Source organism: Streptosporangium sp. NPDC023615 (assembly GCF_040640155.1).
In the GTDB taxonomy this organism is placed as follows: Bacteria; Actinomycetota; Actinomycetes; order Streptosporangiales; family Streptosporangiaceae; genus Streptosporangium.
On record NZ_JBFABE010000105.1, the window covers coordinates 1 to 13,983 of the forward strand.

General features: G+C 72.0%; 12 protein-coding genes. 7 read left to right on the forward strand and 5 right to left on the reverse strand.

The window, feature by feature from the left end; translation table 11 throughout:
* Window positions 1-251 precede the first annotated feature (251 nt).
* Together AB0G16_RS36845 and AB0G16_RS36850 are read left to right on the forward strand one after the other, a co-directional pair.
* The gene (locus AB0G16_RS36845; protein ID WP_362815420.1) at window positions 252-893 is read left to right on the forward strand and encodes a CoA pyrophosphatase; all 642 of its coding nucleotides are present in this window, start codon (window positions 252-254) and stop codon (window positions 891-893) included.
* A gap of 156 nt (window positions 894-1,049) precedes the next feature.
* Window positions 1,050-2,249 (forward strand): MarP family serine protease, encoded by a 1,200-nt coding sequence (locus tag AB0G16_RS36850; RefSeq protein WP_362815422.1) that lies wholly within the window; start codon window positions 1,050-1,052, stop codon window positions 2,247-2,249.
* 71 nt (window positions 2,250-2,320) lie between these two features.
* On the opposite strand, the gene AB0G16_RS36855 is transcribed toward AB0G16_RS36850, so the two are convergent.
* The 4 genes from AB0G16_RS36855 to acs all read right to left on the reverse strand — a co-directional run bounded on the left by AB0G16_RS36855 (window position 2,321) and on the right by acs (window position 7,086).
* Window positions 2,321-2,869, reverse strand: coding sequence for a DUF309 domain-containing protein (locus AB0G16_RS36855; RefSeq protein WP_362815423.1), 549 nt, complete (start codon window positions 2,867-2,869; stop codon window positions 2,321-2,323).
* Window positions 2,866-3,789: an alpha/beta hydrolase gene (locus tag AB0G16_RS36860; protein WP_362815424.1), complete on the reverse strand. Its 924-nt coding sequence runs from the start codon at window positions 3,787-3,789 to the stop codon at window positions 2,866-2,868. Before AB0G16_RS36860 ends, AB0G16_RS36855 begins: the two co-directional genes overlap by 4 nt.
* The gene (locus AB0G16_RS36865) at window positions 3,786-4,259 is read right to left on the reverse strand and encodes a phage holin family protein (protein WP_362815425.1); all 474 of its coding nucleotides are present in this window, start codon (window positions 4,257-4,259) and stop codon (window positions 3,786-3,788) included. Before AB0G16_RS36865 ends, AB0G16_RS36860 begins: the two co-directional genes overlap by 4 nt.
* An 841-nt stretch (window positions 4,260-5,100) precedes the next feature.
* Window positions 5,101-7,086, reverse strand: a complete 1,986-nt coding sequence (gene acs / locus AB0G16_RS36870; protein ID WP_362815426.1) for an acetate--CoA ligase — start codon at window positions 7,084-7,086, stop codon at window positions 5,101-5,103.
* 440 nt (window positions 7,087-7,526) lie between these two features.
* Here acs and AB0G16_RS36875 point away from each other — a divergent pair, with 440 nt between their 5' ends.
* The 5 genes from AB0G16_RS36875 to AB0G16_RS36895 all read left to right on the forward strand — a co-directional run bounded on the left by AB0G16_RS36875 (window position 7,527) and on the right by AB0G16_RS36895 (window position 13,550).
* Window positions 7,527-8,300: an oxidoreductase gene (locus AB0G16_RS36875; protein WP_362815427.1), complete on the forward strand. Its 774-nt coding sequence runs from the start codon at window positions 7,527-7,529 to the stop codon at window positions 8,298-8,300.
* A gap of 1,028 nt (window positions 8,301-9,328) precedes the next feature.
* Entirely contained in the window at window positions 9,329-10,375 is a 1,047-nt protein-coding gene (gene ssd, locus AB0G16_RS36880) for a septum site-determining protein Ssd (RefSeq protein WP_362815428.1), read from the forward strand.
* A gap of 182 nt (window positions 10,376-10,557) precedes the next feature.
* A complete protein-coding gene (locus AB0G16_RS36885) occupies window positions 10,558-11,877 on the forward strand; it encodes a TadA family conjugal transfer-associated ATPase (protein ID WP_362815432.1) in 1,320 nt (439 codons plus the stop codon).
* The gene (locus AB0G16_RS36890) at window positions 11,874-12,578 is read left to right on the forward strand and encodes a type II secretion system F family protein (RefSeq protein WP_362815429.1); all 705 of its coding nucleotides are present in this window, start codon (window positions 11,874-11,876) and stop codon (window positions 12,576-12,578) included. Before AB0G16_RS36885 ends, AB0G16_RS36890 begins: the two co-directional genes overlap by 4 nt.
* A gap of 405 nt (window positions 12,579-12,983) precedes the next feature.
* Window positions 12,984-13,550, forward strand: coding sequence for a type II secretion system F family protein (locus tag AB0G16_RS36895; protein ID WP_362815430.1), 567 nt, complete (start codon window positions 12,984-12,986; stop codon window positions 13,548-13,550).
* 133 nt (window positions 13,551-13,683) lie between these two features.
* On the opposite strand, the gene AB0G16_RS36900 is transcribed toward AB0G16_RS36895, so the two are convergent.
* Window positions 13,684-13,983, reverse strand: a 300-nt coding sequence (locus tag AB0G16_RS36900; protein WP_362815431.1) for a hypothetical protein, incomplete at its 5' end; no start/stop codon positions are given.

Consider the following 13,983-nt stretch of genomic DNA (forward strand, 5'->3'; position numbering starts at 1 on the left):
GTCTGCCCGCTCGCCGCGCTCTGCCCCTCGTACGGCCTCGGCCCGATCGATCCGGTCCCGGCCGCCAGACTGGTCCGCCCCGGCCCCTTCTCGTGATCACCGCCGGGCCTCGTGTCCCGTACGGGGAATCCGCGCGGGGGGACGGCGGGCGGGGCACGGCGGACGGAAGGCAAGGGGCGGGAAGCGACGGGCGGGACGCCGTGTTGCACACGGGTGCGGAGATCGGAGCACGGACGGTCGGAGGTGTGCCGGTGGAGGTTCCCGGATGGTTGGAGACGCTGGCCGGACGGGCCATGGCGATGCCGGTTCCCCCGCTGATGCGGCCACCGGCGTCGGGCGGACGGTCCGCGGCGGTGCTGCTGCTCTTCGGGGAGGGGCCGTTGGGTCCGGACGTGCTGCTCATCCAGCGGAGCTCGCTGGGGCGCAGGCACGCCGGTCAGCCCGCGTTCCCCGGGGGCGGGGTCGACCCCGCCGACGGGGGCCCGGTCGGCGCCGCGCTCCGTGAGGCCCGCGAGGAGACCGGTCTCGACCCCGCCGGCGTCCACGTGCTCGGCACCATGGCCGAGCTCTACCTGACGCACAGCGACAACCGGGTGACCCCGGTGCTGGCCTGGTGGCACACTCCCTGCGCGGTGCACGCCGCCTCGCCGCAGGAGGTGGAGTCGGTGGTGCGGGTCCCGCTCCGCGAGCTCGCCGACCCGGCCAACCGGCTGCGGCTGCGCCACCCGAGCGGTCACCCGGGGCCGGCCTTCAGGGTCCGCGGCCTGCTGGTCTGGGGGTTCACCGCCGGGGTGCTCGACGGGGTGCTCGGCGGCTCGGACTTCGAGGTCCCCTGGGACCGCTCGCGGGTGGAGGACATCCCGCCCGACGTGCTGAGCCTCGCCTCCCGCTGACGGGGCCGCCGGCCGCCGTGGCGACCTCGCGGGCGCCGCTCCCGCGGTCAGGTTCCTATGGTCGTGTTCCTGTGGATACGTTCCTGCGGACACGATGTCGCGGAGACCTCGCCCAAGGTGTGCACACGTGGCGCATGGGCTGGATAACGTAAAGGGGTGAGCGGTGGTCTGTTAGATCTCATCCTGATCGCCTTGATGGTGGCCTTCGCGGTGTCGGGATACCGCCAGGGGTTCATCATCGGTGCCCTCAGCTTCGTCGGCTTCGTCGGCGGCGCGCTGCTGGGAATGTTCGTCGCGCCGCTCCTCGCCGGGGCCGTGGTCGAGGGGGCGACCGAGCGGGCCCTGCTGGCGATCGTCATCGTCTTCCTCGCCGCCACGATCGGGCAGTTCGCGTCGTCCACCATCGGCGCGGTGGTCCGCAGTCACGTCACCTGGGAGCCGGCCAAGGCCGTCGACGCGGTCGGGGGCACCTTCTCCAGCGCCTTCTCGGTCCTGATCATCGCCTGGCTGATCGGCTCGTTGCTCGTCTCGTCGCAGTTCACCATGCTCAGCGAGCAGGTCCACGGGTCGCTCCTGCTGTCCACGGTCGACCAGACGCTGCCCCGCGCGGCCAAGGACCTGCAGAAACCGATCAAGAACTTCCTCGACACCTCCGGCTTCCCCAAGGTGTTCGACGCCATCGGGAGCGGCCAGCTCGTCCAGATCCCGCCGCCCGACCGGAGCGTGGCCAAGGACAACAAGCAGCTCGCACGGGCTCGCCGGGGCATCGTCAAGGTGCAGGGCATCGCCTCGACCTGCCGCAAGCACATCGAGGGCACCGGCTTCGTCTACGCCCAGAACAAGATCATGACGAACGCGCACGTGGTCGCCGGCGTCGATCAGGACCTCCAGGTCACCGACTACCTCAACAAGGTCCACCCGGCCAGGGTCGTGCTCTACAACCCCGACCGGGACATCGCGATCCTGCACGTCACCGGGCTCAACATGCCGATCCTGCGGTTCGACGGCACCGCGAAGAAGGGCGACGACGCCATCGTCGCGGGCTTCCCGCACGGTCAGGGCTACACCCTGGACCCGGCGCGCATCCGGGTGCGGCAGAAGGCCGGGGGGCTCAACATCTACGAGAGCAAGGACGTCGTCCGCGACGTGTACTCCATCCGCGGGCTGGTCAGGCAGGGCAACTCGGGAGGGCCGCTGCTGACCCCGCAGGGACGGGTCTACGGCGTGGTCTTCGCCGCCGCGCTCAACCAGCGGGAGACCGGCTTCGCGCTCACCGCCGCCGAGGTCGCGCCGGACGCCGAGGACGGCTCCAAGCTCTTCAACGAGGTCGACACCCAGCAGTGCGACCAGAACTAGACGGGGGCCGTCGGCGACCACCGGCGACCGTCGTCGGCACGGGCGCCGTCACCGGCCGGTGACCACCCGCCTCAGAGCAGCGCCCGGATCCTGGCGATGGCCTCCGCGGCCTCCATCTCGTCGAGCCCGTGCGCGATCCGCGCCATGCGCTCGTACGGCATGCCGTATCCGCTGATCCGGTCGGCGCCCCGGGTGAACAGCGTCGCGGCTCCACGGGCGTTGCCGCGTTGCAGGTGGGTGAGGCCGACACAGATCTGGGCGAGTCCCTGCCACAGTTCGCGCTCGGGCTCCGGGCAGTTCTTCCACCGGCCCTCCAGCACCTCGTGGGCGTGGAACGGCCGCTCCTGCCCGAGCAGCCTGCGCGCCTCGGAGAGGGCCTCCTCGGCGCTGGGGGCGTAGTCGTCCGGGATGCGGTCCACTCCCTCGGCGCCGTGCGGCAGCGGCCGTCCGAACGCGTCGCGGGGGCGCTGGTTGCGCGGCCTGCCGTCGGGGTCCCGGTCGCGCCCGTCCACCGGTCCGCCGTCGGGGTCCCGGCCTGGCCCGTCCACCGGTCCGCCGTCGGGGTCCCGGCCCGGCTCGTTCACCGGCCTGTCGCCGGGGTCCCGGTTCCGCCCGTTCATCGGTCCGGCTCCGGATCGGAGAGCCAGGCGACGAGTTCGGCGTCGAACTCGCCGGGGCGTTCCTCGTGCGGGAAGTGCCCGGCGCCCTCGATCAGCCTCCACCGGTAGGGGGCCGCCACATACCGTCCGGATCCCTGGGCGGTGCGCGGCAGGACGTGCGTGTCGAGCGCGCCGTGAAGCTGCAGCGTCGGCGCGTTGATCTGGGCGCGCATGGTCCGCGCGTAGCGCCACCCGTCCGGGCGCAGCTGGGAGCGGCCGAACCAGCGGTGGTACTCCAGCGCGCAGTGCGAGACGTTGCGGATGCGGAACGCGTCGCGGTAGGTCCTCGACACCTCCTCCTCGGGCCAGCCCGGACCCGACCACTGCTGAAGCAGGCGTCCCACCCTGGCGCCGGAGTCGGCGGTCAGGCGCCGTTCCGGGATCAGCGGCACCTGGAAGCCCATCGCGTAACGCGCCGCCTTGAACTGGCCGAACGGTTCGGTGAACAGGGCGGTACGGAGCCTGCGGGGGTGCGGCGCCGAGACCGGGACCAGCCGCAGGACGGCCTTCGGGTCCAGCACGGCCATGGTCCAGCCGAGCAGCCCGCCCCAGTCGTGTCCGACGACGATCGCGCCGGTCTCGCCCAGTGCCCGGACCAGCCCGGCCGCGTCGGCGGCCAGCGTACGGAGGTCGTAGCCGCGCGGCGGCTTGTCGCTGGCCCCGTAACCCCGCAGGTCCACGGCGACGGCGCGGTAACCGGCCGCCGGGAGCGAGACGAGCTGGTTGCGCCAGCTCCACCAGAACTGCGGGAACCCGTGCAGCAGCAGGACCAGGGGGCCGGTGCCGGCCTCCACCACGTGGAAACGGGTACCACCGGCATGGACGGATCGGTGGGTCCAGGGACCGTCGATCCTGACCACGGACTCGTCGGGTCTGCTCACCGGCTCGGTCTCACCGGGTCGTGACGTCCGTCGGTCTCGCCAGGGGTGACCGGGGCCGGGCTCGAACCGAGACCGGTCTCGCGCTCACCGCTCTTGATCGTCTTGAGTGAGCGCAGGGTGCGCTTCATCCCGGTCAGTCCCTTGAGCCGCCGGATGCCGATGAAGACCAGCCCCCCGGCCACCAGCAGGTAGAGGACGGTGACGATCAGGAAGGCGAGCCAGGTCCACACGCCCGCCGCCACCAGGCCGTAGGCGAGCGCGAACGAGCCGAGGATCAGGCACAGGTGGGCCATGAAGGCGGCCGCGCCGAAGAGGCCGGCCGCCATGCCGACGCGCTTGGCGTCGAACCGGAACTCGGCCTTGGCCAGTTCGATCTCGGCGCGGACCAGGGTGGATATCTGGTCGCTGGCGGCGGCGACCAGCGCGCCCAGGGACTCCTCCTGTGGCTCCGCCGGCGGGATATGTGTCATGGATGATCTCCTATCGAGGGCCTTTGTCGAACATCATGCTGCGCGCCGAGGGGGTCGCGCACGCACACCCGCGACGAGATCGTCGCCGGAACCGGCGCCGCGAGCACGCCGGCGGTCGTCGCGTACCTGGTCATCAGGGCGAGAGCTACCCCGGTGAGGGTCGGGCGAACACCACCGATTCGGACGGGACGGGGCGAGCGAGCGATGGGAGCACCGTACCGGCCGCGGCTCCGGGCGGGAGGACGCCGGGGGAGAAGACGCCGGGGGAGATGATCGGCGCGCCGACAGGGCCGCACGCGTGGGGTGAGGGCGCCGGGGACGCGTCGGGGGCAGGCGTCGCAGAACGCACGGCAGGACACGGCAGGACACGGAAGGACACGGAAGGACACGGAAGGACACGGAAGGACACGACAGGACACGGCAGGACAACGACGGGACAACGACAGTCGCACGGAGGGAAAGGGGCAGGGCGGGGCCGGGTGCCGGGGGGCCGCGGTGGCCGGCCTGGGCGGCGGACCGGACCCCGGTGGGAAGGAGACCTGCGGGGATGAGGGCGGCAGGAGGCGGTGGGAAGGAGACCGGCAGGGGTGAGGGCGGCGGGAGGGAGACCGGTGGCGGGGCGTGCCCGTGGAGGCCCGATGTCCCGGGTGGGCCGTTCTCACCGGCCCACCCTCTCCTTTCCGCCCGTTTCCTGGCCGCCTGCCTCCTGCTCGCCGGTTTCCTGCCCGTCTGGCTCCTGCTCGCCGGTTTCCTGCCCGTCTGGCTCCTGGTCGCCCGGCCCCGCGTGTTCGCCGTCCCGGGCCTGTCCCCCCGGCCGCCGTTCCTCGCGCCGCCGGTTCGCTCAGTCCTCGCTCTTGGCGCTGGGCAGTTTCTCCGAGATGAGGTTCATCACCGTGCTGTCGGCGAGGGTGGTGACGTCGCCGACGCTGCGGTTCTCCGCCACGTCCCGCAGGAGACGCCGCATGATCTTGCCGGAGCGGGTCTTCGGCAGTTCGGGCACCACGAGGATCTGACGCGGCTTGGCGATCGGCCCCAGGGCCTTGGCGACGTGGGCGCGGAGCTCGGCGGCGATGTCCGCGCCCTCCTCGGCGTTGCCGCGCAGGATCACGAACGACACGATGGCCTGGCCGGTCACCGGGTCGGTCGCGCCGACCACGGCGGCCTCGGCGACCTTGGGGTGGGAGACCAGCGCCGACTCCACCTCGGTGGTGGAGATGTTGTGCCCGGAGACGAGCATGACGTCGTCCACCCGGCCCAGCAGCCAGATGTCGCCGTCCTGGTCCCTCTTGGCGCCGTCGCCCGCGAAGTACATGCCCTCGAAGCGCGACCAGTAGGTGTCGATGTAGCGCTGGTCGTCGCCCCAGATCGTGCGGAGCATCGACGGCCACGGGTCGCGGATCGCCAGGTAGCCGCCACCGCCGTTGCCGACGCTCTGCCCCTGGTCGTCAACCACGTCGGCGGTGATGCCGGGCAGCGGGCGCATCGCCGCGCCGGGCTTGCCCTCGGTGACGCCGGGCAGCGGGCTGATCATGACGGCGCCGGTCTCGGTCTGCCACCAGGTGTCCACGACCGGGGTACGGTTGCCGCCGATGTGCTCGCGGTACCAGACGTAGGCCTCGGGGTTGATCGGCTCACCGACGCTGCCCAGGATCCGCAGGGACGACATGTCGTACTTGGCGGGGATGTCGTCGCCCCACTTCATGAACGTGCGGATGGCCGTCGGGGCGGTGTAGAGCAGCGTGACCCCGTACTTCTGCACGATCTCCCAGAACCGTCCGCGGTGCGGGGTGTCCGGGGTGCCCTCGTAGATGACGCTGGTGGCACCGTTGGCCAGCGGGCCGTACACGATGTAGGAGTGGCCGGTCACCCAGCCGATGTCGGCGGTGCACCAGTAGACGTCGGTCTCCGGCTTGAGGTCGAAGACCGCGTGGTGGGTGTAGGCGGTCTGGGTGAGGTAGCCACCGGTGGTGTGCAGGATGCCCTTGGGCCTGCCGGTCGTCCCGCTGGTGTAGAGGATGTAGAGCGGGTCCTCGGCGTCGTTCGGCAGAGCCTCGTGGACCTCGGGCTGCCGGTCCACCACGTCGTGCCACCACACGTCCTTGTCGGTGAGGGCGACGTCCTGACCGGTCCGCCGCACCACCAGGACGTGCTCGATGCCGGGGCACTCGGCGACGGCCTCGTCCACGGTCGGCTTGAGCGCGCTGGGCGCGCCTCGCCGGTAGCCGCCGTCGGCGGTCACCACGAGCTTGGCGTCCGCGTCCTTGATCCGGCCGCTGAGCGCGGTCGCGGAGAAGCCGCCGAACACCACCGAGTGGACCGCGCCGATGCGGGCGCAGGCCAGCATCGTGATCGGGAGCTCGGGGATCATGGGCATGTAGATCGCGACCCGGTCGCCCTTGCCGACGCCGAGTTCCCGGAGCGCGTTGGCGGCCTTGGAGACCTCGCGCAGCAGGTCGGCGTAGGTGAGCGTACGGGTGTCGCCCTCGGGCTCGCCCTCCCAGTGGTAGGCGACCTTGTCGCCGCGGCCCGCCTCGACGTGACGGTCCACGCAGTTGTAGGCGATGTTGAGCTCGCCGCCGACGAACCACTTGGCGAAGGGCGGGTTCCAGTCCAGAACGGTGTCCCAGCGCTTGGACCAGGTCAGGCGGTCGGCCTGCTTCTCCCAGAAGGCGAGACGGTCCCGCTCGCCCTCCGCGTAGGCGTCGGCGGTCACGTTCGCGGCCGCGGCCAGGTCGGCGGGAGGGGTGAACCGCCGGGTCTCCCTCAGCAGGTTCGACAGCGTCTCCTGAGTCTCACGCGACTCGGAACCAGGGGTCTCCGGGGCCACTACGCACTCCTCACGTACTGCTATCGACTGTTCGTGTCCCACTTCACCAGCCCACCGGTGCCCGCCACAAGAGGTCTAGACAGGTCTGTACCAATCGGTGATGAGGGAACATATGCATACGAAAACTCTGGGTCGGCGGGGAGGAGCCGGACGGGAAACGTTGCGTTTCGCCACCGTAGGAAGGCGGGCGGCGTTGTTCAACGCGCGTCGTCGCACCGGTGCGCCGGGTGGTGCCATGCGGTCGCCGAACGGTCCCGGAGCCGCCCCCGGGAGGGCCGGACCGGACCGGCCGTGCGGACCGGGGTGGGGCGGATCGGGTCGGCCGCGTGGGTCGAGGTGGATCGGGGTGGGGCGGATCGGGGTGGGGCGGATCGGGTCGGATCGGGCCGTTCGCCGCCTGGCCGAGGCCCGGTACGACGGCCCCGATAGGGTCGGGCAGCGTGAGCGACCCATTGGCTGTCATCGCAGGAATGCCCGGCGTGTCCGAGGCGGTCGCCGAGGCGCGCGTGACCGTCGACCGGCTGTACGGACACCGTGTCCTGCGGCGCAAGAGCGCGGAGGTGTCGGCCCGGTCCGCCCTGCGCGGCGCCCGCGCGTCCGCCGCCCTGGAGGGAGTGGACGTCCCCCTTGAGGCCATCCCCGAGGTCACCGACCCGGTGGTGCAGGGGGCGCTGCGCGTCTCGGCCGAACTGGGACGGCTCGGCACGACCTGGCGCACGACGCCCCGCCAGGTGCTCGCCAGGCTCCACACCCTGGCCGCGGCGGGCCTGGCCGAGGACCTCGGACGCCCCCGGGCCGTCGCCCAGGCGCCCGACCCGCTCGGCCTGGGAACCGCTCCGGGCCCGCAGGAGGCGGTGGCCCGGGTGGACGGGCTGGTCCGGCTGGTGACGACCCCCTCCAAGGCGCCCGCGCTGGTGCTCGCCGCGGTCGTGCACGCGGAACTGGCCGTACTACGTCCCTTCGGGTCGGCGGACGGGGTGGTCGCGCGGGCGGCCGAGCGGTTGACGCTGGTGGAGTTCGGACTGGACCCGAAATCGCTGGTGGCGGTCGAGGTGGGGCACCTCGAACTCGGCCCGGCCTACGCGGAGGGGCTGCGGTCCTATCTGAGCGGTACCCCCGAGGGGGTCGCCGCATGGGTGCGTCACTGCGCGTCGGCGGTCACACTGGGCGTTCGCGAGGCCACGGCGATCTGTGAGGCCATGCAACGAGGCTGAACCACGCCGCCACCCGGCCGGGTCCGGCTCGCCGCTCTCCCGGTGAGGTCTCCGTGGGGGACGGTACGTCCGGTCACACGTTCGACCACGCGGTGTCGCCCATTACGGACATTCGTAAAACGGCGCCCGTACAAACCGACGGCGCCCCTGGTGGGGGGCGCCGTCGTCGACACGTTCGCACCGGGTTACCAAGCGTGCACCTGATAATCGTTGAAACGGGACAAGCCCGTTTCAACGCGCCTCCCGCGGCTGGCGGCGCGTGGGTACCCGGAGACCGTGCCCGGACACATGGTCCGTGCAACCTTTGTACGTCCGATCCGCGCTGATGGGAACCCCTGAAAGCAAGACCTTTACGGACCGCGGAAGGTGGCGGGTGCCCCGGCCGGGCCGGGCCGCGTCGCGGTGCGGCGGACCGGTTCACGGGGATCGTCCGGATCGTGGGCACCCTCGGCGGTGCGGGTCTCGTCATCGTGACGCTCACCGAACGTCACCGGCACACCGTCCGGCATTCGTGGCGTGTCCATGATGAACGGCGAATCGAGCCTGGATCGTTACATTAAAAAAACTAGTGGAAATCGCCGATTTCTCCTCGACGAAACTTGAGTCGGTCGGGCAGCATAAGGGGGCATCTCCCCGGATCGGAGTAACCGCGCACGTGACGTCGTAATTCTGCGTGCTCCGGTCGGCTGGTGAAAGCTTTCTTCTGAAACGGGACCGGCTCCACCCCCCCCGGAGTCGGACCGATCGGCGACCCCCGCTCCCCCCCGGCGGGGGTCGTCCTTTTTCATGGCCCGTCCGCCGCGCCCTTCCCGCGCACACGACGGCCGACGCGTCTGCCCGCCCCCGAAGGGCCTCTCGCCCGTACGCGATCCCCGCCCCGTGCCCCGACGGTCCGGAGGGCGTCCTGAGCCGAAGGTTTTCCACAGCCGAGCCGTCCCCGGGCCGGTTGTCCACAGTGCGGCGTTCGGTACCACGCGTGTGAGGGACGGTCATCGAAAGTGGCCTTCTCGAACTCCAGGGAGGCACGCGTGGATCGTCCGCTGGTCATCACCGAAGACCATGAACTGCTCGACGACCTGCTCCGGGTCGCCGCGGCGGCCGGAGCCGAGCTCGACGTCGCTCACGCGCCCGCGCACGCCCGCCCCTACTGGAACCGTGCTCCCCTGGTCGTCGTCGGCGGTGACATGGCCGACGCTCTGGCCGCGACCGGCCCGCCGCCCCGACATCGTGTCTTCCTGGTCACCCAGGAGTGCGACGACCCCGACACGTGGCGCAAATGCGTCGCGGTCGGCGCGCAGGCCGTGCTGGAGCTACCCGCCGCGGAACGACGCCTGGTCGACGAGTTCGCCGACGTCGTGGAGCCCCCCGCGGGCCCGGCGGCCGTGGTGTGCGTCACCGGCGGGCGCGGCGGGGCAGGGGCCAGCGTGCTGGCGGGATCGCTGGCTCTGGCCGCGTCCAGGCGGCGCCTGCGCACCCTCCTCGTCGACGCCGACCCGCTCGGCGGTGGGCTGGATCTCCTGCTCGGCCAGGAGGAGGCCGACGGCGCGCGCTGGTCCGACCTGGTCGCCCGTGAGGGCAGGGTCAGTTGCGCCGCGCTCCAGGCGGCGCTGCCGACCCTCGCCGGGTTGACGCTGCTCTCCTTCCACCGGGGCGAGGTCGAGCCGATCCCGGCCGAGGCGATGCGTTCCGTCCTGGAGGCGGGACGAAGGGGCTTCGACCTGGTGGTCGTCGATCTGCCACGCCATCTCGACCAGGCCGCGGCGGAGGCACTCGGCAGGGCCACCATCACCCTCCTGGTCGTCCCCGCCGACGTGCGCGGCGTGCTCGCCGCGGCTCAGGTGCTCGTCGGGGTGCGCGCGCACACCGGTGACGTTCGAGCCGTGGTGCGCAGCGGGGTGCTGAAGGACGACGTGGTGACGGGTTCGCTCGGTGTTCCCCTCGGGGGGAGCGTCCCCGACCAGCCCCGCCTCGCCGCCGCGCTCGACCGAGGAGACGTGCCACCACTGGGCCGCCGCAGTTCGCTCGGTCGTTTCTGCTCCGCGTTTCTCCACGAACTGATCGAGGCGGACGCGTGACGCGTACCGAGTCCCCACGAGCCCCGGGAACCCTGCGGACCACGGGAACCCTGCGGACCACGGGGACGCCGGCGACGCCGGCGACGCCGTCGGCCCCGCGCACCTCACCGACCCGGCGGACCCGGCCGGTCTCGCCGCCCCGGACCTCACCTCCATCGCCTCCGGCGAAGGTCTCGCCGGAGCTGGTGGAGGCCGTTCGCGTGCGGCTGGCCCGGACGGGGGTCGAGCCCAGCGCCGCGCACGTCGCGGTCGCGCTGCGGGCCGAGCGGGCGGTGCTCGGCGACGCGGAGATCCTGGCGGTCGCTCGGGTCCTGTGCGCCGACCTCATCGGGGCGGGCCCGCTGGAGCCGTTGCTGGCCGAGCCCGAGGTGACCGACGTCCTTGTCAACGGCCCGCGGGAGGTGTGGGTCGACGACGGCCGCGGGCTGCGCCCGACCTCGGTCGTCTTCTCCGGTGAGGACGCACTCCGCAGGCTGGCGCAGCGTCTCGCCTCGGCCGCGGGCCGGCGCCTCGACGACGCGTGTCCCTACGTCGACGCCCGGCTCGCCGGAGGCGTCCGCCTGCACGCGGTCCTTCCTCCGGTGGCCGCCAACGGCACCTGTATCTCGTTGCGTCTCCCGCCCCGGCGGACCTTCACTCTCGCCGACCTGGTCGAGGCGAGGGCGATCCGGGCCGACAGCGCCGCCGTCCTCACCGCGGTGATCGAGTCGCGGCTCGCCTTCCTGATCACCGGCGGCACGGGTACGGGGAAGACGACCATGCTCTCGGCCCTGCTGTCCCTGGCCGATCCCGGCGAAAGGCTGCTCCTGGTCGAGGACTCCGCCGAGCTGAGGCCGCTCCATCCCCACGTGGTCCGGCTCGAAGCGCGTCCGCCCAACCTCGAAGGCGCCGGTGGAGTCGGCCTGCGCGATCTCGTCAGGCAGGCGCTGAGAATGCGCCCCGACCGGCTCGTCGTGGGGGAGGTGAGGGGAGCCGAGGTCGTCGACCTCCTGGCGGCCCTCAACACCGGCCACGACGGGGGGTGCGGCACCCTGCACGCCAACACCGCTACCGATGTGCCCCCACGGCTGGAGGCACTGGCGTGCGCGGCGGGTCTCAGCCGAGAGGCGGTCCACAGTCAGATCGCCGCCGCCCTGGACGTCGTCATCCACCTGGTCCGCGACCACGCCGACGGCCGCCGCCGGGTCGCCGAGGTCTGCATGATGGTCCGCCGCCCGTCAGGGCTGGTCGAGGCGGAACCGGCCCTCACCTTCGCTCCGGACGGGCAGGTGAGCCCCGGTCCCGGTCTCGGCGCCCTCATGGCCCGGGCGCCTGGGATACCGCCCCTCACGACCCGCAGACCCCCCGTCACCGCTTCTCCCCCCGCTCCGGACGGCGCCGCCCCCACGTGGGCATCGGACGTTCCCACGCCCCGGACGCCCCGGCGCAGACCGTACCCTCCCACCTCCTCGCCGTCCGGTGAACCGCGCGGGGGAGATCTCCCGGTACGGCCGACACCATGACGGGAGCCACCCTTGTCCTCACGGCCCTGGCGGCCTGGCTGTGGACGGGAGCCGACCCCTGTACCGCCCGCCTGCGTCGGATTCGGCGTAGCCGGGCGATTCGATCTGCTTCCTTCCGTGACAGGTTCATCGCCCGCTCGCGGGCCGCCGGGCGTGAGGCCGCCTGGCGGATCGCGTCGATCGAGTTGTGCCAGGGCCTTGCCGTCGAGTTGTCCGCGGGCCGCACGGCGGGCGAGGCGCTGGTACGGGCCGTGCAGGCGGTGGATTTTCCTGACCCTCCGCTTCTGCGCCCGGTGGTCGCGGCCGCGCGGGACGGAGGTGACGTCCCCGCCGCGCTGCTCGCCGTGGAGGCGGGGCAGGGCGGCGAGGCCTTCCGCGGGCTGGCCGCCTGCTGGAGGGTGAGCGTCACCACGGGGGCGGTTCTCGCCACCCTCGTCGATCGTGTCGCCGGTTCCCTGCGGGAGGCCCAGGCTCATCGTCGCGATGTCGTCGCCCAGCTCGCGGGCCCCCGTGCCACGGCCCGCCTGCTGGCGGGTCTTCCCCTTCTCGGCCTGCTGATGGCGACCGGCCTCGGCATGCGACCGCTGCACTTCCTGTTCGGCGGCCCGGTGGGCGTGGGGTGCCTGATCACCGGTCTCGCCCTCGATCTGGGCGGCCTGTGGTGGACCCGTCGTCTGGTCGCCCGTGCCCAGCGGGCCTGACGTTCGCATGATCGGATCATGAGGAGGAGAACAGTGATCGCTTTGCTGGCCGTGGCGCTCGCCGGCCTGGCCGGACGGCTGTGGGCGGCCGGTCGGGAACCGGCCGACAGGCTCCGTCGCGTTCACCCCGTACCGCCGCCGCCCGATCCTCCGGGGAGGGGACGCGATGGCCCGGCCTTCCGGACCTTCCGGGTGTCCCGGAATTCCCGGGCCTTCGCGACCTCTCCCGCCGCTCCGGTCTCCTCGTCATCCATGAGCGTGACGGCCCGTTCCCAGGCGACGTCCTCGCCTGCCGGGGAGACGGGCTCGCCGATGGGAAGGACGGTTCCGTGGGTCGGGAGGACGGCCGACGTCTCTCCGGCCCGGCGGTGCCCGGGGCGAGGAGAGATCGCGGCCTCTCTCGCCGTGGGGCTGGCGACGCTCCTGGCCGTGGGCGGGCCCGCGGGCATCGTCGCGGGACCGGTGGGTGCGGGCGCCGTGCTGATGTTCCTGCGGAGGCGGGAGTCCCCGGAACTGCGCCGGGAACGCGAGCTGGTGGTGGCGGACCTGCCGTTGGCGGCCGACCTTCTGGTCGCCTCACTGCGCGCGGGCCAGCCGATGACCGGAGCTCTCGACGTCACGGTGGAGGCGATCGGAGGTCCGCTGGGTGAGCGGCTGGCCTGGGTGAGCGGTCAGCTGCGACTGGGAGCCGCCCCGGAGAGTGCGTGGGGAGCTCTGACCTCCGAGCGTTCCCTCGCCCCCCTGGCGCGCGTCATGAGCCGGGCCGCGCTGGGAGGCGCCCCGGTGGCGGATGTTCTCACCCGGCTGTCCGACGACTCTCGTCACGCCGCCCGGGCCAGGTCGTCGGCAGCGGCCCAAAGGGTCGGGGTTCAGGTCGTGGCCCCGCTGGGACTGTGCTTCCTTCCCGCGTTCGTCTTCCTGGGGATCATCCCCGTGATAGCCGGACTCGCGGGCGAGGTACTGCTCCCATGAGTTATCCACAGGTTTTCCCTTGCCCGATTACGGTTATCCACAGAAAAACACCAATGCCTGTGGACAAAGATCGGAAGATACTCCCACTTCCTACTACTAGATCCTTTTTGAGTAGTTGTAAGTGGTAAATCCCTTAATCGTCCGCCCTTCCCGGTGAAGGGAGCGTTGACGGTGAGATGACACCGCCCTCGTCGTGTCGGTTCTGGAGGGCGTCAGTGACGCGTGCGCGCCAGAGGTCGTCCTGGGGGCCCGTCTTGCTCCACAGCCGGGCCACGCCGTTCCGGCCGAGATCGTCGAGCGGGACGAGGAAGTCCGTGGAGAGCGTTCTGGCGAACTCGTCCGCGTCACCGAGGGTCCGGGACGTCGTGCCGTCGGCTCTGTCAATCCCCTGAAAACGTGGAGAGGTTCCTATGCCACAGCGGCCCTCACCAGG